Annotated in this window: 18 protein-coding genes; 15 read left to right on the top strand and 3 right to left on the bottom strand. The window is 43.0% G+C overall.

Annotated elements, in window-relative coordinates; all coding sequences use genetic code 11:
• Entirely contained in the window at positions 1-1,389 is a 1,389-nt protein-coding gene (gene rlmD, locus AC4CU3_RS05710; protein ID WP_279044027.1) for a 23S rRNA (uracil(1939)-C(5))-methyltransferase RlmD, read from the top strand.
• Positions 1,390-1,422: 33 nt separating this feature from the next.
• Entirely contained in the window at positions 1,423-3,729 is a 2,307-nt protein-coding gene (locus AC4CU3_RS05705) for a RelA/SpoT family protein (protein WP_279044028.1), read from the top strand.
• Between the two features lie 39 nt (positions 3,730-3,768).
• Here AC4CU3_RS05705 and AC4CU3_RS05700 read toward each other — a convergent pair whose 3' ends face one another.
• A complete protein-coding gene (locus AC4CU3_RS05700; RefSeq protein ID WP_279044029.1) occupies positions 3,769-4,536 on the bottom strand; it encodes an SDR family oxidoreductase in 768 nt (255 codons plus the stop codon).
• Between the two features lie 118 nt (positions 4,537-4,654).
• Between AC4CU3_RS05700 and mazG the strand changes: the two genes are divergently transcribed.
• The 9 genes from mazG to yjgA all read left to right on the top strand — a co-directional run bounded on the left by mazG (position 4,655) and on the right by yjgA (position 11,297).
• The gene (gene mazG / locus AC4CU3_RS05695) at positions 4,655-5,416 is read left to right on the top strand and encodes a nucleoside triphosphate pyrophosphohydrolase (RefSeq protein WP_279044031.1); all 762 of its coding nucleotides are present in this window, start codon (positions 4,655-4,657) and stop codon (positions 5,414-5,416) included.
• An 18-nt stretch (positions 5,417-5,434) separates the two neighbouring features.
• Positions 5,435-5,833 (top strand): ComEA family DNA-binding protein, encoded by a 399-nt coding sequence (locus AC4CU3_RS05690; protein WP_078388726.1) that lies wholly within the window; start codon positions 5,435-5,437, stop codon positions 5,831-5,833.
• Between the two features lie 137 nt (positions 5,834-5,970).
• On the top strand, positions 5,971-7,440 hold the full coding sequence (pcnB, locus tag AC4CU3_RS05685) for a polynucleotide adenylyltransferase PcnB (protein ID WP_279044033.1): 1,470 nt from the start codon (positions 5,971-5,973) through the stop codon (positions 7,438-7,440).
• Positions 7,437-7,925, top strand: a complete 489-nt coding sequence (gene folK, locus AC4CU3_RS05680; RefSeq protein ID WP_004692303.1) for a 2-amino-4-hydroxy-6-hydroxymethyldihydropteridine diphosphokinase — start codon at positions 7,437-7,439, stop codon at positions 7,923-7,925. The genes pcnB and folK overlap by 4 nt, the downstream gene beginning before the upstream one ends.
• 36 nt (positions 7,926-7,961) lie before the next feature.
• Positions 7,962-8,771, top strand: coding sequence for a 3-methyl-2-oxobutanoate hydroxymethyltransferase (gene panB, locus AC4CU3_RS05675; protein ID WP_004692301.1), 810 nt, complete (start codon positions 7,962-7,964; stop codon positions 8,769-8,771).
• Positions 8,772-8,774: 3 nt separating this feature from the next.
• Positions 8,775-9,617, top strand: coding sequence for a pantoate--beta-alanine ligase (gene panC, locus AC4CU3_RS05670; RefSeq protein ID WP_279044034.1), 843 nt, complete (start codon positions 8,775-8,777; stop codon positions 9,615-9,617).
• A gap of 26 nt (positions 9,618-9,643) precedes the next feature.
• Positions 9,644-10,495, top strand: a complete 852-nt coding sequence (rapZ, locus tag AC4CU3_RS05665) for an RNase adapter RapZ (protein ID WP_004692298.1) — start codon at positions 9,644-9,646, stop codon at positions 10,493-10,495.
• The gene (locus AC4CU3_RS05660) at positions 10,492-10,761 is read left to right on the top strand and encodes an HPr family phosphocarrier protein (protein WP_010325935.1); all 270 of its coding nucleotides are present in this window, start codon (positions 10,492-10,494) and stop codon (positions 10,759-10,761) included. Before rapZ ends, AC4CU3_RS05660 begins: the two co-directional genes overlap by 4 nt.
• A gap of 2 nt (positions 10,762-10,763) precedes the next feature.
• Positions 10,764-11,297, top strand: coding sequence for a ribosome biogenesis factor YjgA (gene yjgA / locus AC4CU3_RS05655; protein ID WP_005400753.1), 534 nt, complete (start codon positions 10,764-10,766; stop codon positions 11,295-11,297).
• Between the two features lie 78 nt (positions 11,298-11,375).
• Here the strand turns inward: yjgA and AC4CU3_RS05650 are convergent, their stop codons facing one another.
• A complete protein-coding gene (locus AC4CU3_RS05650) occupies positions 11,376-13,019 on the bottom strand; it encodes an acyl-CoA synthetase (RefSeq protein WP_279044037.1) in 1,644 nt (547 codons plus the stop codon).
• Positions 13,020-13,529: 510 nt separating this feature from the next.
• Between AC4CU3_RS05650 and thrS the strand changes: the two genes are divergently transcribed.
• The 3 genes from thrS to AC4CU3_RS05635 all read left to right on the top strand — a co-directional run bounded on the left by thrS (position 13,530) and on the right by AC4CU3_RS05635 (position 17,349).
• Positions 13,530-15,452 (top strand): threonine--tRNA ligase, encoded by a 1,923-nt coding sequence (thrS, locus tag AC4CU3_RS05645; protein WP_279044038.1) that lies wholly within the window; start codon positions 13,530-13,532, stop codon positions 15,450-15,452.
• 5 nt (positions 15,453-15,457) lie between these two features.
• Positions 15,458-16,009, top strand: coding sequence for a translation initiation factor IF-3 (gene infC, locus AC4CU3_RS05640; RefSeq protein ID WP_078425166.1), 552 nt, complete (start codon positions 15,458-15,460; stop codon positions 16,007-16,009).
• Between the two features lie 102 nt (positions 16,010-16,111).
• Positions 16,112-17,349, top strand: a protein-coding gene (locus tag AC4CU3_RS05635) for an IS3 family transposase (RefSeq protein ID WP_490738044.1) whose coding sequence is annotated in 2 segments (ribosomal slippage) — positions 16,112-16,448 and positions 16,448-17,349 — 1,239 coding nt in all. Because the reading frame shifts where the segments join, the coding sequence is not laid out codon by codon here.
• Between the two features lie 51 nt (positions 17,350-17,400).
• On the opposite strand, the gene AC4CU3_RS05630 is transcribed toward AC4CU3_RS05635, so the two are convergent.
• Positions 17,401-17,853 (bottom strand): Hsp20 family protein, encoded by a 453-nt coding sequence (locus tag AC4CU3_RS05630; protein WP_004692288.1) that lies wholly within the window; start codon positions 17,851-17,853, stop codon positions 17,401-17,403.
• Between the two features lie 324 nt (positions 17,854-18,177).
• Between AC4CU3_RS05630 and AC4CU3_RS05625 the strand changes: the two genes are divergently transcribed.
• Positions 18,178-18,798 carry a glutathione S-transferase family protein gene (locus tag AC4CU3_RS05625; protein ID WP_004692287.1) on the top strand — a complete coding sequence of 207 codons (621 nt, stop codon included), beginning with the start codon at positions 18,178-18,180 and terminating at the stop codon, positions 18,796-18,798.
• Positions 18,799-18,910 lie beyond the last annotated feature (112 nt).

The following is an 18,910-nucleotide window of genomic DNA, read 5'->3' as shown; positions in this document are numbered from 1 at the left end:
ATGAAACATAGAGCCAAACCTCGTCCAACTCAACAGCCCAATTATATTTTTCAGGTTGAGTCACTTTCGCATGAAGGACGCGGCATAGCGCACTATGGTTCGCATCCAGACCATCCTGCAGACAAGCAGGGTAAAAAAGTCTTTATTAGCTATGCGTTGCCGGGTGAAATGGTTAAAGCGCAGATTACCCATGCGGTAAAGCGTTTAGAGGAAGCCGACGCTGTTCAACTCCTTAGTGAAGCCTCTGCTTTTCGGGTTGAGCCGAAGTGTCCGCATTTTAAAAGCTGTGGTGGCTGTAATATGCAACACATTCACCCCGATGAACAAATTCGTTTAAAGCAAAATGTACTGCAATCGCATTTACAGCATTTTGCGGGGATTCAACCTGAAGAATGGTTGCCGCCTTTGCGCTCTTTACGTGAAGACTACCGCCGTAAAGCACGCATTGGGGTGCGTTATATTCCCAATAAAGATAAGTTGGTGGTCGGTTTTCGAGAGCGTCAAACCAATAAACTGACTTCAATTGATCGTTGTTTGGTGTTAGATCAAGCGTTTGGTTCAATCACACGCTTGAAGCAGTTACTCCAAAGTCTAACAGCCAAAGCGGCCATTGGTCATATAGAATTGGCTATGGGGGATTGTGACATCGCCCTCACGGTGCGACATACTGAAAAATTAAACACAGAGGATGTCAACCGATTAAAACAATTTGCGTTAGACAAAGGGTGGCAGTTGTATTTACAAGCTGCGGGCCCAGAAAGTTTAAAGCGTGTCGATGATGAACATGCAGAGATGCGTTTACATTATCGTTTAAATGATTTTGATGTGGAATTTGGATTTAACCCACATGACTTTACTCAAGTAAACTCAACCATTAACCCGCAAATGGTGAAATTGGCATGTGACTTGCTAGATTTACAACAAGGAGAACGTGTTCTCGATTTGTTCTGTGGTCTAGGAAATTTCTCTTTGCCTTTGGCTCGATGCGTGGGTGCAACAGGACAAGTGGTTGGTGTTGAAGGCAGTGAAGAAATGGTTCAACGTGGTGCAGAAAATGCGGAACGTAATGCTCTTCGCCAGTTGAAGTTCTTTTCACAAGATTTAACAAAAGATTTCTCGCATCATTCTTGGGCAAATCAAGGATTTGATGCATTATTGATAGATCCTCCACGTGCAGGCGCAGAGGAAATAATGCATTATATGCCTAACTTTGGTGCAAAAAGAATCGTTTACGTGTCGTGTAATCCAGCGACATTCGCAAGGGATGCGGGGCTGTTGGTACAACAGGGTTATCGATTAGTCAAAGCCGGTGTGATGGACATGTTTACCCACACAGGTCACGTTGAGTCGATAGCATTGTTTGAAAAAGATAATGAGATAAACGATTAAAGAATATGAAGCGTAAAAGTGTAGGAGAAGGGTATGGTCACAGTACGTGAGCAACTACCTGGGCGACTTAATGAGTTGTCTCAGGAGGCGACTGTAGAGCATGCCGAACAAGCTCAACATGATTTGGCTGAATGGTTAGATCGTGTTCGAAGCATATTAGATGATGCGAAGCTTGAGCAACTCGAAGAAGTTGCCAATTTGACTTTACAAAAAGAGTTAGAAACCACGGTTAATCATCGTTCCAATACCTTTTATACCGGTATTGAAATGGCGGATATTCTGGCCCATTTACATGTCGATGAAGACACCTTGGCTGCTGCGATGCTCTATCGTGGTGTACGCGAAGGCGTGATTCCATTGGCGGAAGTGCAAGAGCATTTTGGCGAACAAGTGCATGCACTGGTCAAAGGCACTTTGGCTATGGGTAAGTTGTCCGACCTCATTGAGCAGAATAAACACCTCGAAGATCACTTTAATAACAATCAGCGCGAGCACTTAAACGGCATTTATAAAATGTTGATTTCAGTGACGGAAGACGTGCGCGTTGTACTGATCAAATTGGCTGAGCGAACTTATGCACTGCGTGAATTGGCGACTTCATCTAAAGAACGTCAAGAGCGTGTAGCACGAGAAATCTTAACCATTTACTCACCTCTGGCACACCGTTTAGGGATTGCGCAGTTAAAGTGGGAACTGGAAGATTTAGCCTTTCGCTATTTAGCACCCGATCGCTATAAAGAAATTGCGACGCTGCTGAATGAAAAGCGACTGGAGCGTGAGCAATATATTCAGTTTGTGATTGATACATTGCGTGCATCTTTGAATGAGCATGGCATTGAAGCTGAAATTAGCGGCAGGGTAAAACACATTTATTCGATTTATCGAAAAATGAAAAGTAAGAACCTGAGCTTCGATCAGCTCTATGACATTCGTGCCGTTCGGGTCTTGGTTAAAACGGTTCCTGAGTGCTATCACTCGTTGGGGATCGTGCACCAAATTTGGCGGCATATTCCGCATCAGTTTGATGACTATATTACCAATCCGAAAGCCAATGGTTACCGCTCACTGCATACGGCTGTGATTGCGGAAAATAAGTCACTGGAAGTTCAGATTCGTACCAAGAGCATGCATGAAGAAGCAGAACTTGGGGTGTGTTCGCACTTTAACTATAAAGAGGGTGGTAAGAATACCGATCGCTCTTTTAACCATCGTTTACATTCATTGCGTGCAGTACTTGAACACTATCAAGAGCGCAATGATGCGAATGTACATAAGTCTGATGAAGACTCTGAAAATTTTGAGCAAATTCAAGATTTTGAAGACTTTGAGAAGATTTATGTATTTAGCCGTGATGGAGATATTAAAGAGCTCCCACGTGGTTCGACCGTACTCGACTTTGCTTATCATGTGCACACTCAAGTCGGTAATAAGTGTTATGCCGCGCGGGTGAATCAGCGTTATGTTCCGCTGACTTATACCTTAAAAACGGGTGAGCAAGTTGAGATTTTAACCAAGAAAGACCGTGAGCCAAACCGTGATTGGTTGGTGAACTCTTTAGGTTATATCAAGACGGCACGTGCGCGTGACAAGCTGCGTCATTGGTTTAGACAACAAGACCGCAGCAAAAACTTGGAAGTGGGCCGTGACCTGCTCAACAAAGAACTTTCACGTTTGGCAATTCACCCAAAAAGTATTGATTTGAATGATTACTGCAATCATTTCAATGTCAAAGCGGGTGAAGATATTCTGATTGCACTGGTCAATGGTGACATTAGTCTGCATGCCTTGATCAATCAGGTGAACCGCCATATGCATTTGGATCAGGACGAACCTGAACTGGTGCTGAAGCCGACGTTGAATCCACGTGCTAGTCATACCTTGTCAGCGCATGGCATTCTGATTGATGGTTTAGATAACGTTGAGCTGCATGTGGCGCAGTGTTGTCAGCCTGTGCATGGTGAGTCAATTGCGGGTTATATCACCTTGAACCGTGGGGTGAGCATCCATAAAGTGGCGTGTCCTGACTACTTACGCATGATTCAAAATGAACCTGAACGTGCAGTAGAAGCCGACTGGGAAATGCAGCCAACGCGTGGTCAGAGTGTGCAAATTGTGGTGGAAGCTTATGATCGCCGTGGTTTGCTCAAAGATTTGACTCAAGTGATTTTCTCCGATCAAATCAATATTCGTCAGGTTAATACCATCTCTGAAGCAGACGGTATTGCCAATATGAAATTGTTGATTGAAGTGAAAGGTTTATCGCAACTATCAAAACTGTTGGCACGATTGGAGCAACAACCAGGCATCATTAGTGCGCGTCGTTTGGTGCAAGGTAACTAAGCGAATTGAAAAGAAAGAGCCTGCAATTGCAGGCTCTTTTTATTTGGAAAGGTACAAGTTGGTCAGGCGATTGAGAAATTGGGGGCTGATTTTACTCAGTTGAAATAAAAGCTTGGCTCTGGCACCCACGGCTTGATGCGTTGCAGTGAGTGTCGTATCTTTTGCAACAGCACGTTGGAAAACGTGTTGCGCTACATCTTCTGCAGTTAAGTGTACCCCCATGTTTTGAATACTCTTCGCTTGCATATCTTGCACCATGGCAGTTTGTACAAATAGAGGCATCACATCCAACACGCGAATGCCATATTTCTGCCATTCGGTATCTAAGCCTTCGGTGATGCCGCGTACCGCAAACTTACTGGCAGAGTACGAGACCAAATCAGCTTGACCATAGATGGCTGAAGCCGATGAAAGGTTGATGATACGAGCAAAATTCGCTTGTTTGAGGTAGGGTAATGCAGCGTGGCAGCCATTCAGTACACCATTGACATTGATCGAGATGGTTTTGTGATGTGCGCTGATCTCTGTGTGTTCAAAAGGCCCTGAGAATAGAATTCCTGCATTATTGACCAAGATATTGAGCTCGCCTGCCCATGTGACAAACTCGGCTAAAGCAGTTTGCCAGTCTTGATAGTTGGAAACATCGAGCTGTCCTGCTTTGGCATTCGGGCCGAGGCTGGCTGCCAGCTGTTGGGCTTGAGCGCTATTGATGTCATAAATTCCCACTTTGTACTGATGTGCATAAAATAAGCGGGCGATCGCTGCACCAATACCTTGGGCTGCACCGCTAATCAAAATACTGCGCATTGAAACTGCTCCTTGTTGCTCTTTTTCTTGATGTTATTGTTGTGATTGGATTGAGCATAACAAATGAATGCCGTCATAATGTCATTTTTATCAATATGATTTTTGAAGAGAGATAAACATGGAACAATTGCTGAACGTGATGCGTGAGTTACGTGAAAAATGTCCATGGGATCAACAGCAAACCCCAGAAAGCTTAACCCGCTATGCTATTGAAGAGGCTTATGAAGTTGAAGCTGCTGTGCGTTCAGGTAACGCTGATGAGGTGCGTGATGAGTTGGGTGATTTACTGCTACAGGTGGTTTTCCAGTCACAGATGTATGCCGAGCAAGGGGCTTTTAATTTTCAAGATGTGGTTCATGCCATCACAGAAAAACTGATCCGTCGTCATCCCCATGTCTTTCAAGCACAGCAGTTTTTAGCTTTGTCTGCCGAAGATGTGGGCGAGCTTTGGAAGCAAATTAAACAGCAGGAAAAACAAGGTAAGGTACAGTCACGATTAGACAGCATCAAACATGGTCCAGCCTTACAACAAGCGGAACAGATTCAAAAAAATGCAGCACAAATCGGTTTTGACTTTCCTGATGTAGCAGGCGCTTATACCAAGCTTGAAGAAGAATTAGCTGAATTGAAACATGCGGTTCAACAGCAAAATTCCGATGAAATAGCAGGTGAATTTGGCGATTGTTTATTTTCAATGATCAATGTTGGGCGTAAACTGGGCGTCTCAAGCGAAATGTCGCTTTTGAGTACGATTCATAAATTTCGTACTCGTTTTGCTTTCATTGAAGATCAGGCTTTGCAACAACAAAAAAAGATTGAGCAGATGTCTTTAGAAGAAATGGATCAACTGTGGGAGCAAGCCAAATTACAACTGAAATAATAAAAATGGTGGCTTGACTTGATAAAAATAAAAGTAAGTTTGTTGATCATCGCGTTGCTATTACTGAGTTTATTGGCTTGGGTGCCGACCAGTTATGCACAGTCTTTTGATCAGAACTACCAGAACTGGAAAGCAGAGCAGCAGGCGTGGGATGATCGTATTCAAGCCCCCAAGAGCGTGAAACGTGCTGTGTCTCCTGTTCAGGCCCAACCTGTGTCGAGCGCAAATAAAATTAGTTTAAATCAAGCCAGTGTCGATCAGTTACAGCAGCTTCAGGGTGTGGGTCTAAAAAAGGCACAGGCAATCGTGGCCTATCGCCAGAAACAAGGGGCATTTAAATCTATTGATGAGCTACAACAGGTGCGCGGGATTGGACCGGCAATTTTTGCAAAAAATAAAACCCGTTTGGGCTTGTGAAAAAAGCGGTGTCATTTATTCGTGAATTGATCAGAATCCTGCTTTGCTTTCGATAATCAAATTGCCCTTTGATTGTGTTAGATATATGATTAGCGTCATCTTAGAATTTTACGTTTAGGCGTAGGAGACAGCGGCTTTTGCAAACTTTGCGCGCGTCAAAATGTGGTTTATCAACCGCTCAATTACCTTCTTACATTTTAGATGTGATCGATGCATTAACTAAGGCAGGCTATGAAGCGTATATCGTCGGTGGCGGTGTTCGCGACATGATGCTTGGCCTAAATCCCAAAGATTTTGATGCAGTGACCAATGCAACACCGTCACAGGTAAAAGAAGTTTTCGGACGACGTTGCCGTATTATCGGGCGCCGTTTTGAGCTGGCTCATGTCTATTCAGGTCGTGAGTTGGTTGAAGTGGCAACTTTCCGTGCACCGCCGAAGAAAGAAGTCACCTCTGCGCAAGGCATGATTTTGCGTGATAACAATTGGGGTACGATAGAGCAAGACTTTGCTCGCCGTGATTTTTCAATTAATGCAATGTACTATCAGCCACGTAAGGGCGTTGTCTTAGATTTCTGTCATGCTGTGGATGACATTAAAAATAAAACCTTACGTCTACTGGGCGATGCACAAACACGTTTTGAAGAAGATCCTGTGCGAATGCTGCGGACTTTACGTTTTGCTGCAAAATTAGGTTTCTCAATTGATCAGCAAATTCTTGACGTTTTTACCTTGGAAATGACGCAGTTACTGCGTGATGTTTCGCCGCACCGTTTATATGATGAATCTCAGAAGTTGTTCACGATGGGACATTTAAATCGTGTGTTGCCAATGTTGATCGATTTCGGCATTTGGAAGCAGTTATTTGCAGATATCCAACCGAATATCACCCCATTTATTGAACGTGCCGCTAAAAATACCGATCAGCGCATTCAAGTGGGCAAAACCATCAACCCTGCATTTTTCTATGCGGTGTTGTTATGGCAGCCGTTCTTAGAGCGTTGTGAGTTTTATAGCAGTAAAGGTATGGTTGCGGCTGAAGCTCGTGCACAAGCGGGACTTGATGTATTAAAACGCCAAGCCACGCGGACTATTATTCCGCGCTTTGCCGAAACCTTCATTCGTGAAGTGTGGGAAATGCAAACGCGTTTACTCAATCCGAAAGCACAGCAAATTCAAGCCTTATCTAGCCATGCACGTTTCCGTGCAGGCTTTGACTTCTTGTTGCTTCGTGAAAAATCCGGTGATGAGGGTACGCTCGGCATGGGACAGTGGTGGGATGCCTATCAGTTGATGAGCACCGATGAAAAAGAACGTGCCATTAGTCAATATAATCGCCAACGTGCAAAATCACGTCGCAGTGGTAAAGCAAGTGCTGAAGAAGCGGCGATTGCCAAAACGGTAAGTCATGAAATTGAGCCTTTGGTGCAAGAGCAAGAATCACGCAGTCGCCGTGCACGTAAACCGAAGCAACACGCTGAAGCCCGTACCCCGACTGGTAAGGGAACAGGTCACAGCTCAACCGAGATTGGTGTAGACCACCCAATTTTAAAACGTAAACGTGTTCAGCGTGATTTAAGCAGCGTGATTTTTGGGCCGACACAATGAGCATCGTCACGTACATTGGTCTAGGTAGTAACTTAGGCGACTCTAAAGTGATTTTGACTGAAGCGGTGCACAAGTTGGCTAGTCTTGGCGATGTGAAGATCTCCAAGCTGTATCAAAGCCCACCGATGGGGCCGCAAGACCAACCCAATTATTTAAATGCCGTGGTGCAACTCAGCACAAACTTGGCGCCGTTGGCCTTGCTGGATGAATTGCAACGTTTTGAACAAGAGTCGGGACGTGTACGTTTACGCCATTGGGGTGAACGTACTTTAGATTTAGATTTACTGATCTATGCAGAAGAGAAAATTCAGCATGAACGCTTAACTGTGCCACATGTCGGTGTGATGGAGCGTGATTTTGTGTTGATTCCATTGCTGGATTTAGACCCCAATTTACACATTGATGGTATTGCGTTGAAACAGTTGCCTGTTGTACAACAACCCACGTTGAGCGTGCTGGATGCAGGCAATTGGGCAGAGATTTAATTTAGCCGAGCTAAAGATGTTGAAAGGAATAGTTTGATGATTAGTTTAAATGACTTAAGAAAATTTAAAGCAGAAGGTCGCAAATTTTCCTGCCTGACTTGCTATGATGCAAGTATGGCAAAGGCAATGGAACTTGCTGAAATTGATACCATTTTAATTGGTGATTCACTTGGTATGGCGATTCAAGGTCGTGATTCCACTTTGCCTGTTACGGTTGAAGATATGGCTTACCATACCGCAGCTGTACGCCGTGGTAACCAGCATGCCTTGATCATGACCGATTTACCGTTTATGAGCTATGCCACCTTAAATGATGCTTTGCAAAGCTCAAAAGTGGTGATGCAAGCGGGCGCACAAATGGTCAAAGTTGAAGGTGGTGCGTGGCTGGCTGAAACGGTTCAGGTTTTGACACGCAATGGTATTCCTGTATGTGTACACTTAGGTTTAACCCCACAGTCTGTACATGTGTTTGGTGGCTATAAATTACAAGCACGCACACGTGAAGCGGCAGACCAATTAATTGCGGACTGCCAAGCGGTGGTTGATGCGGGTGCTGCGGTGCTGTTATTAGAGTGTGTGCCTGCGCAGCTCGGGAAAGAAATTAGTGAGTTGTTCCCACATGTACCTGTCATTGGCATTGGCGCAGGTGTGGATACCGATGGTCAAGTCTTGGTGGTACAAGACATGCTTGGACTGACTTTTGGTCGTGTTGCAAAATTTGTGCGTAACTTTATGAAAGAACAAGCAGGGGAAACGGCGATTTTGGATGCGTTCAAGGCATACCATGCAGCGGTGCTTGATAGCTCATTCCCTGCAAAAGAACAAACATTCCAAGTCGAGCTGTAAAACATGAAAACTGAAACCACGATCCAAGGCCTCTCAGCATCATTGAACCCTGCGCGAACGGCTCGAAAAAGTATTGGTTTCGTCCCGACCATGGGCAACTTGCATCAGGGGCATTTGAACCTTGTGCGCGAAGCGAAAAAACTCTGTGATGTGGTTGTAGTTAGTATTTTTGTGAATCCGATTCAATTTGGACCCAATGAAGATTTTGACAGTTACCCACGCACCTTGGAACAAGATCAGCGCTTGTTGGCCGAGGTTGGTTGTGACATCGTGTTTGCACCATCGGTTGAGCAAATGTATGGCAACAGTCCACGTTTGACCAATATTACTGTTTCAGATATAACCAATGATTTGTGTGGTCTACAACGCCCAGGTCATTTTGATGGTGTCGCCGTTGTGGTGACGAAACTGTTCAATATTGTGCAACCTAATTTTGCTTTCTTTGGTGAAAAAGACTATCAACAGTTGGCTGTGATTCGTCAGTTTGTTCGTGATTTGAATATGCCGCTTGAAGTGATGGGTGTGGCAATTGCACGTGCAGAAGATGGTTTGGCTTTAAGTTCACGTAATGGTTATTTAAGCGAAGAAAACCGTCAAAAGGCACCGACCATTTATCAAAGTTTAAAAGCTGCAGAACAGTCGCTACAAACTGGTACCGCTTTAGCTGATGTGTTAGCAAATATAAAGGCGACATTGACACAGGCTGGTTTTGTTGTGGATTATGTGGAAGCACGCACACCTGCATTGCAAAAAATGGATGCGTTTGACCAAGATGTGGTGCTTTTTGTTGCGGCAAAACTCGGGGCAACTCGTTTAATTGATAACTTAAAAGTGAAATCTATTTAGTCAAGCTCACCTCTCAAAGGATTAAGATGAAGCGCATTTTAATTGTTACAGGACAGTCTGGTTCGGGTAAATCCTCTGCATTACAAGTGTTGGAAGACCTCGGTTATTACTGTATTGATAATTTGCCTTTGGCCTTACTCCCAGAGATTGTGGCTAAACTGGATCGGGAAAATAACCTTGAGCAGTTGGCGCTTGGTGTGGATGTACGCAGTACACGTGCAGATTTGCAAGAGTTCGACTTGGTGTTTGAACAATTGCAAAGGCATGGTACGGTCGATATTATTTATTTGACCACGCGTGACCAAGAACTGATTGCGCGCTTTAGTGCTTCACGTCGTCCGCATCCGTTGGCGACACGCTTTCAAAGTTTGAACCAGTGTATTCAAGAAGAAAAAACCCTTTTATTGCCGATTAATTTGCGCTCAACTGTGCATATTGATACCACCGATAAAAGTGTGCACGATTTAAAGCATACCTTGCTGTCAAAATTGGGGCAGTCAGATAACCTGATTTTGATTTTGCAGTCTTTCGGCTTTAAACATGGTATTCCGTTAGATGCTGACTATGTGTTTGATGTTCGACATTTACCCAATCCCCATTGGGATTTAGAACTACGGAAGTATTCTGGACTAGATGCCCCTGTGCAAAAATTTTTGGAACAAAGTGAGCAAACCCACGAAATGTTCCAAGATATTTATAAGTTTTTAGATAAATGGTTACCAGCTTTTGCTGAAGGGCATCGTCACTATATGACCGTGTCAATTGGTTGTACGGGTGGGCAGCATCGCTCTGTATATATTGTGGATAGACTAAAAAAAGCCCTTGAGGCAAAATGGTCTATTCAGGTCCTCCATCGAGAAATGAAGCACTGGGCATGATTGACACAACTGTTGACGTAATTAATAAACTAGGGTTACATGCGCGTGCATCTGGCAAGCTCATTGAAGTGACCACCAAATTCCGTTCTTCAATCCAAATTGGAAAAGGAGACAAATTGGTGGATGCCAAAAATATTATGTCCCTCCTGATGCTAGGCGCAGGAAAGGGCACCACTTTACGCTTGGTGCTTGAAGGCGCAGATGAAGAACAAGCTTTATCTGAGATTCAGGCACTATTTGCAGCAAAATTTTACGAGGCAGATTAATCGTGGCACGTCGACCGCATAGTTTTACTGAAGAAGACTTTGAATCTTTAGAAGGACGTGCAAGTAAAACTGAACAGAAAAAAGCCGTACAACGTATGGCATCTTTGGGTTCTCAACTTGCAGAGTTGAACACTAAACAAATTCAAAACTTACCTGTTGAAGAGCGTTTGATTGAAGCTCTTTTGGATGTGAAACTGATTACATCAAATGAAGCTCGTCGTCGCCAATTTTTACGCATTGGTAAGTTGTTGCGTAATGAAGATGAAACGGTGATTTTGTCTTATTTGACACCGCAACAAGGTGCGAAAAAAACTGCTCAATTGCAGCGTTGGGTTGATCGTATGATCAAAGATGGTGATGTGGTCATTAATGAGTTTTCCAAAACTTATAATGCCGCGGAACGTCATACCATTCGTCAGCATGTATTGCGTATTCACCGTGATATGAAACAGCAGGCTGATGAAGAACAACTTAAAGCTTCGCGTTTGAAGTTGTTTAACTACATTCAGCAAGTGGCTTTAATTTCAGATAATTAAGCCATTTAGACATAAAAAAGCGACCTTCAAGATCGCTTTTTTATGTGAGAATATTTGCTTGAGTAGACTGCTGATTGTTTAGCTAAACTCGCGTGTTGCACGCTCTTTGGCCCAATCACGTAGGACAAATTTCTGTAACTTGCCTGTCGACGTTTTTGGAATTTCTGTAATCACTACATCTTTCGGGACTTTAAAACGTGCCAGATGTTGCTTACAGAATTCAATGATTTCCTCAGGCGTGGTTTCTTTACCTGCTTTGAGTTCAATAAATGCACAGGGCACTTCTTGCCAGCGAGGATCGGGCTTCGCGACCACCGCAGCCGTTAAAATAGCAGGATGTTGATAGAGAATTTCTTCAACTTCTAGTGATGAAATATTCTCGCCTCCAGAAATGATCACATCTTTAGAGCGGTCAGTAATTTTGGCATAGCCATCGGGTTGGCAGACTGCAAGATCGCCTGTATGAAACCAACCACCAGCGAACGCTTCTGCGGTCGCCTCAGGGTTTTTGAGGTAGCCTTTCATCACAATGTTGCCACGGAACATAATTTCGCCCATGGTTTGACCATCATGCGGTACAGGTTGCATGGTATCTGGATCAAGGACTTTCATACCATCTTGCAGTGGGTACGGTACACCTTGGCGTGAGTGCAGCTGCGCTTGTTCTTGAATCGATAAGTCTGACCAACCTGCTTGAGAGGCACAAAGCGCAGAAGGACCATAGGTTTCAGTGAGACCGTAGACATGGGTGACATTGATGCCAATATGACGCATGCCCTCAATAATTGCAGCAGGCGGTGCAGCACCTGCCACCATCACTTCAACGCGATGCTCAAAGTGAACCCGTTGCTCTTCAGGGGTATTGATCAGCATTGATAACACAATTGGCGCACCGCAGAAATAATCGACTTTGTGTTCAGCGATGAGTTTAAAAATAAGTTCAGGGTCAATTTTACGTAAACAGATGTTGGTGCCGCCATTGGCTGCCATGGTCCATGCAAAGCACCAACCGTTGCAGTGAAACAGGGGGAGGGTCCACAAGTAGGTTGCACGAGGTGTCATGCCACAAGCAATGATGTTACTGGCTGCATTGATATAAGCCCCACGGTGATGATAGACCACCCCTTTCGGGTTACCTGTCGTTCCCGAGGTGTAATTTAGGCTAATGGCATCCCATTCATCTTGAGGTAAATGCCACTCAAAGTTTTCATCGCCTTCGGTTAACCAGTCTTCATACTCGATTTGACCAATGGGAGCTGCAAAACAGTTTTCATACTCAGCATCATCTACATCAATCACGAAAATATCGCGTCCGACCAAAGCCAAGGCTTCTTGTGCAACCGATGCAAACTCTGGATCCACCAATAAGACTTTGGTTTCTGCATGATCAAGCATAAATGCGATAGTTTTGGCATCTAAGCGCGTGTTCAATGTGTTGAGGACAGCACCTGCCATTGGGACTGCAAAATGTGCTTCGATCATTGCAGGGACATTGGGCAGCAAAACAGAGACAGTATCGTTTTTTGTGATTCCCAGTTTTTGTAATTGTGAGGCAAATTGGCAGCAGCGAAGGTAAGTTTCACGCCATGAAATATGGCGGTGCCCATGAATGATGGCATCTTGATGGGGATAAATATAGGCAGCTCGTTCTAAATAACGCAGCGGTGACAAAGCCACAAAGTTTGCGGGGGTTCTTGGTAACTCATCATAAGCACTCACCATGTTGATCACTCCAAATTCAGTATTATTTTTCCATTGATTAAAAGATATGCATTTTTCAGCCATCTTGCATTTATGCTTTAGTCGAGTTGCTCTTTTTAGATGAATTTATTGAATTTTTTTTGTTTAGTTTATCTAAACTGAATCTATGGATTCTGTGCGATATAAACCCTTTTAATTAGATTTTAGCCTGCTTTTTAAGCAAAATGTGTATGCTTGTGTTGCTGTATTGTTCAATAAAAAGTGACCGATAGAGTCATTATAAAATGTAGCGATAAGGATTGCGGAACATCAATCCCCCTCATTTTAGGGAGGCTGTGGGATTGGCAAATAAATTCAAAATGCGCTGAAACGTGAATTTTATAGGGGAAAAGGTTTAATCCTGTGGATAACACGTGTAAAATTCGACTGATTTTATTTATCCACCGTTTTTATCTTTTGAGGTTTTACCTCGATCATAATCTCGCGGTGATATGCTCCATGGTACGGGGCATCACTCCTTAAGGATTTTTTATGCCAATTATCACTTTGCCAAATGGCGATCAAAAACAATTTGATCAAGCTGTATCTGTGATGGACGTTGCACTGAGCATCGGTCCGGGTCTTGCGAAAAATACAGTTGCAGGAAAAGTCGATGGTCGTTTAGTCGATGCATCTGACTTGATTACCACGGATGCCAGCCTTCAAATTATTACGCCTAAAGACGAAGAAGGTGTCGAAATCATTCGTCACTCTTGCGCTCACTTGGTGGGACATGCGGTTAAGCAATTGTTCCCTGAAGCGAAAATGGTGATTGGTCCTGTCATTGAAGATGGCTTCTATTACGATATTTTTAGCGCAAAGCCATTTACGCCAGAAGACATGGTAGCCATTGAAGAGCGCATGAAAAAGCTCATCGATCAAGACTATGATGTCATCAAAAAAATGACACCACGTGATGAGGTGATTGCAGAATTCACAGCGCGTGGTGAAGATTATAAATTACGCTTGATTGCAGACATGCCTGAAGAAACAGAAATGGGCTTGTACTACCATCAAGATTATTTGGATATGTGCCGTGGTCCACACGTGCCAAATACTAAATTTTTAAAAGCATTCAAGTTGACTAAAATGTCAGGCGCTTACTGGCGTGGCGATGCGAAGAATGAACAGTTACAACGTATTTATGGTACAGCGTGGGCAGACAAAAAACAGCTTGCAGCGTATATCAAACGTATTGAAGAAGCTGAAAAGCGTGACCACCGTAAAATTGGTAAAGCTTTAGACCTGTTCCATATGCAAGAAGAAGCACCAGGTATGGTGTTCTGGCATCCAAACGGTTGGACCATTTATCAAGTACTTGAACAATACATGCGCAAAGTACAACAAGACAATGGCTACCTCGAAATTCGTACCCCACAAGTGGTTGATTTCACGCTTTGGGAAAAATCAGGCCATGCTGCAAACTATGCAGATGGCATGTTCACGACGCATTCAGAAAGCCGTAACTATGCAATTAAGCCGATGAACTGTCCTTGTCACGTACAAGTGTTCAACCAAGGTTTAAAATCATACCGCGATTTGCCAATTCGTTTGGCTGAGTTTGGCTCATGTCACCGTAACGAACCATCGGGTTCATTGCACGGCATTATGCGTGTTCGTGGCTTTACTCAAGATGATGCACACATTTTCTGTACCAAAGAGCAAATTGGTCAAGAAGTGGCTGACTTCATTCAACTGACTTTAGATGTGTATAAAGACTTCGGTTTCGAAGACGTGCAAATGAAGTTGTCTACACGTCCAGAGAAACGTGTGGGTGATGATGCACTTTGGGATATGGCTGAAAAATCTTTAGCAGATGCTTTAGATGCTGCTGGTTTGGAGTGGGAACTTCAACCGGGTGAAGGCGCATTCTATGGTCCGAAAATTGAATTCTCACTGAAAGACTGCTTAGGCCGTGTATGGCAATGTGGTACAATCCAATGTGACTTCAATTTGCCAGAACGTTTAGATGCGTCATATGTCACTGAAGACAATGATCGTGATCAACCTGTTATGTTGCACCGTGCAATTCTTGGCAGTTTTGAACGTTTTATTGGTATACTAATCGAACACTATGCGGGCTTTATGCCACCTTGGTTAACACCAATCCAAGCATGTGTGATGAACATTACCGATTCACAAGCGGAAGCATGTGAGTCAGTCGTCGCTAAACTTAAAGAAAACGGTCTCCGTGTGATTTCAGACTTGAGAAATGAGAAAATCGGCTTTAAGATTCGTGAACGTACATTAGAGCGTATTCCTTACTTACTGGTACTTGGGGACCGTGAGGTAGAGGAAGGTACAGTGAACGTGCGTACCCGCTCAGGAACAAATTTGGGTACTATGTCAATCGACGCTTTCGTTGACCTAGTAAAAGCAGCCGTTGCCGAACGCGGCCGGTACATTGTGGAGTAACAGCGATTAAACAGCCTGACCGTAATCAACAGGGCGGTAACAAATCAAACCGTCCTGCTTTGAATGATGAAATTCGTGCGAAAGAAGTCCGTCTTGTAGACGAAAATGGTGAGCAAAAAGGTATTGTTAGCTTGGCAGAAGCATTACGCGCTGCTGAAAGTGTTGAGCTTGATCTTGTTGAGATCGTAGCAAACGCTGAACCGCCTGTTTGTAAAATCATGGACTTCAACAAGCATTTGTTTGATCTAAAGCAAAAGCAGAAAGAAGCGAAGAAAAAACAGCATCAAGTACAGGTGAAAGAAATCAAACTCCGCCCGGGTACTGATGTTGGTGATTACAACGTAAAACTACGTGCAATCACTAAGTTCCTTGAAGAAGGCAACAAAGTAAAAATTACTCTTCGTTTCCGTGGTCGTGAAATGGCGCACCAACAGCTTGGTTTGGCTCAACTTCAAAAAGTTGAAGCAGATGTGGCTGACTTGGGCGTAGTTGAACAAGCACCGAAAATGGAAGGTCGTCAAATGGGTATGTTGCTTGGTCCTAAAAAGAAAAAGTAATGATCCATTGATCTTAAAAAAAGCACTGCCTATGCAGTGCTTTTTTTATTTTGTTGATTGTCCCGTCCTGAAATAAGTTTACACCTTTAAGAGGCTTATTTTATGGAACATGAACGAGAACAAAGAGTTAAACGTACACAAGGTGATTATAGCTTTGCCTTTAAAATGATGGTTGTACATGAAGTAGAAAAAGGGCAAATTACTTATAAACAAGCTCAGGCAAAATATGGTATTCAAGGAAGATCAACTGTGCTGGTATGGTTACGCAAGCACGGACAACAGGACTGGACTTCGAATATGCCGCCTTCTTCTAAACGCCAATTAACACCCCAACAACGAATCCGCCAATTAGAAAAGCAGTTAGCCGCAGAAAAGCTTAAAACTGAATTTATTCAGGATGTGATTTATCACATTGATAAAGAATGTGGGGCTGATCTTGGAAAAAAGTATACCGAGCACGTTTCAAAGATTGGCAAAGCCAAAGAAGACTAAGCGTTTCACGTTATTGTCAGTGGTTAGGAATCACTCGACAAGCTTATTATCAAGCAGAAAAACGTGCTCAAATGACTGCACAAGTAACTGAACAAATACTTGAGTTGGTTATGGAATATCGTTGTCTCATGCCAAGTATCGGAACACGTAAGTTGTATTGGCTTATTAAAGGCAAATTGTTGCAGCGTGGTTTAAAGTGTGGACGGGATCAGTTATTTAAAATATTGAAAGAGCATAATTTATTGATTCGCCCCAAGCGTCGCTATACAAAAACTACGGATAGCAAGCATTGGATGAAGAAGCATCCAAATTTATTAAAGGATTATTCAGCAGTGCAAGCCAACGAAGTCTTTGTTAGTGATATTACTTATGTTGAGAGTGCTGAAGGCGTACATTATTTATCATTGGTGACAGATGCTTATACCCGTCAGATTAAAGGTTATAAGTTATCGAATGATATGCGTGCGGAGAATGTTATGCAGGCTCTACATATGGCGATGCAGCATGTGACGGATCGAGCGACTAGGATGATTCATCATTCAGACAGAGGCTCTCAGTATTGCTCTGAGCTATATCAATCGGCATTGCGCCATTATGGGATATGTCCTTCCATGACAGATGGATACCTTGCGAAACAGTGTTTCTCATATCAAAATGCATTAGCAGAGCGGATTAATGGAATATTAAAGCAGGAGTTTTTAACTACACGATGTCAAACCATGAAGGAGTTAGATCACTTAATTACGGAATCTATCATGATTTATAATTACTATAGACCACATTTAAGTTTAAATATGAACACCCCGAATCAGATGTATGAGCAAACTAAAACCGAGCTAATTGCTTAACTCGGTTTGAAGTGGAATACTGTCAATCTATTTCAGGACAAGACAGATTGACTATGCCGAAGTGTTTTCAGTTGTTAATTTCTTTTGTCCGATTGGAATTCGGCATGGCGCTTTTTCTTCTGGAACAATCCGTCGTAGCTGGATGGTGAGTAAACCATTTTCATAATTGGCCTCTTGTACTTCAATGTGTTCATCTAAACGTAAAGATAATTTAAATGAGCGCTGTGTGATGCCTTTATGCAAGAACTCAGCATGATTGTCTTTGGTCTGATCAGCATGTTGACCTGAAATATTAAGTACCTGATTCTCTAAATCGATCGCGAGCTCATCTTGGTTAAAACCAGTCGCAGCTACGACAATGCGGTAGTGATCATCACCGACTTTTTCAATATTGTACGCAGGATAATGTGGTGCTTCACTGAGCATTGCATGATCAAACAAATCGTTTAAACGGTCAAAACCGATACTACGACGGAATAATGGCATTAAGCTTAAATTACTCATTGATAAAACCTCCACTATTAGGAAAAGTGATATAAATAAGCAACCTATGCGACTCGATTAGCATGGTTGTCACAGCAATAATTGGTGTGGATGTTTGCTGTACTTTTAATATTTGGATGCTCTATAAAATTTCAAGATTAAAAAATAAGGTTTTTTAAAAAATTCTCTTTGGTTGATAATTATTCTATTTATATGAAGCTAGTCATGCATATTTTAAGATTTCAATTTCAGTTTAACCTAATGTTTCTAGGCTGGAATCATGTTATAAACAGTATCAAACCTCGACAATATGAACTAAAACGAGAAAAGTAACAGGATAACCACATGATCGATTTGTACTATTGGGGAACACCCAACGGACATAAAATTAGCATCGCATTAGAAGAGATGGGTTTGGAGTATCAAGTCTTTCCCATCAATATTTTAGAAAATGATCAGTTTCAACCCGACTTTCTACGCATTTCACCCAACAATAAAATCCCTGCGATTGTGGATCAAGATGGTCCTAAAGGTGAAGCCATTTCTGTGTTTGAGTCAGGAGCGATTTTGCAGTATTTAGGGCGTAAAACAGGACAGTTTTATCCAAGCGATGAACAGTCTCGTGTTGAAGTTGAGCAGTGGTTGATGTGGCAAATGGGTGGTTTTGGTCCAATGCTTGGACAGAACCATCACTTTAGTAAATTTGCTCCCGAACGTATTGCATATGCAACTGAACGCTATGTCAATGAAACCAAGCGCTTGTATGGTGTACTAGATAAGCAACTTTTTGGTCAAAACTATGTGGCTGGAGAGTATTCGATAGCGGATATGGCAATTTTCCCATGGATTCTGCGTTATGAGTGGCAGCAAATTGACATAAATGACTATCCAAATGTGAAGGCTTATATGGAGCGTATTCAAGCGCGCCCCGCGGTTCAGCGTGCGTTGGCGCTTCAAGTGAATTAGTTACAGAAGCGCTGACTTGAACTGTGTTAAGCTTAGCGCCTTCAAGGTATAAGCCATTCTTTAAAGCCACCGATGGGTGGCTTTTTTGTTGAAAGGTTGTTTGGACATCAGC

This window comes from Acinetobacter sp. 802_lipA, assembly GCF_058242885.1.
Note: the sequence above shows the minus strand (reverse complement) of the source record. Positions and strands in the feature narration are given on the sequence as shown.

Excerpts from the sequence above, each read along its gene's own strand:
- AC4CU3_RS05700 (WP_279044029.1), bottom strand. The coding sequence starts at position 4,536 with ATGCGCAGTATTTTGATTAGCGGTGCAGCCCAAGGTATTGGTGCAGCG.
- AC4CU3_RS05660 (WP_010325935.1), top strand. The coding sequence starts at position 10,492 with ATGATTGACACAACTGTTGACGTAATTAATAAACTAGGGTTACATGCG.
- mazG (WP_279044031.1), top strand. The coding sequence starts at position 4,655 with ATGGAACAATTGCTGAACGTGATGCGTGAGTTACGTGAAAAATGTCCA.
- panC (WP_279044034.1), top strand. The coding sequence starts at position 8,775 with ATGAAAACTGAAACCACGATCCAAGGCCTCTCAGCATCATTGAACCCT.
- panB (WP_004692301.1), top strand. The coding sequence starts at position 7,962 with ATGATTAGTTTAAATGACTTAAGAAAATTTAAAGCAGAAGGTCGCAAA.
- AC4CU3_RS05705 (WP_279044028.1), top strand. The coding sequence starts at position 1,423 with ATGGTCACAGTACGTGAGCAACTACCTGGGCGACTTAATGAGTTGTCT.
- AC4CU3_RS05630 (WP_004692288.1), bottom strand. The coding sequence starts at position 17,853 with ATGAGTAATTTAAGCTTAATGCCATTATTCCGTCGTAGTATCGGTTTT.
- rlmD (WP_279044027.1), top strand. The coding sequence starts at position 1 with ATGAAACATAGAGCCAAACCTCGTCCAACTCAACAGCCCAATTATATT.
- rapZ (WP_004692298.1), top strand. The coding sequence starts at position 9,644 with ATGAAGCGCATTTTAATTGTTACAGGACAGTCTGGTTCGGGTAAATCC.
- thrS (WP_279044038.1), top strand. The coding sequence starts at position 13,530 with ATGCCAATTATCACTTTGCCAAATGGCGATCAAAAACAATTTGATCAA.
- AC4CU3_RS05650 (WP_279044037.1), bottom strand. The coding sequence starts at position 13,019 with ATGGTGAGTGCTTATGATGAGTTACCAAGAACCCCCGCAAACTTTGTG.
- AC4CU3_RS05625 (WP_004692287.1), top strand. The coding sequence starts at position 18,178 with ATGATCGATTTGTACTATTGGGGAACACCCAACGGACATAAAATTAGC.
- folK (WP_004692303.1), top strand. The coding sequence starts at position 7,437 with ATGAGCATCGTCACGTACATTGGTCTAGGTAGTAACTTAGGCGACTCT.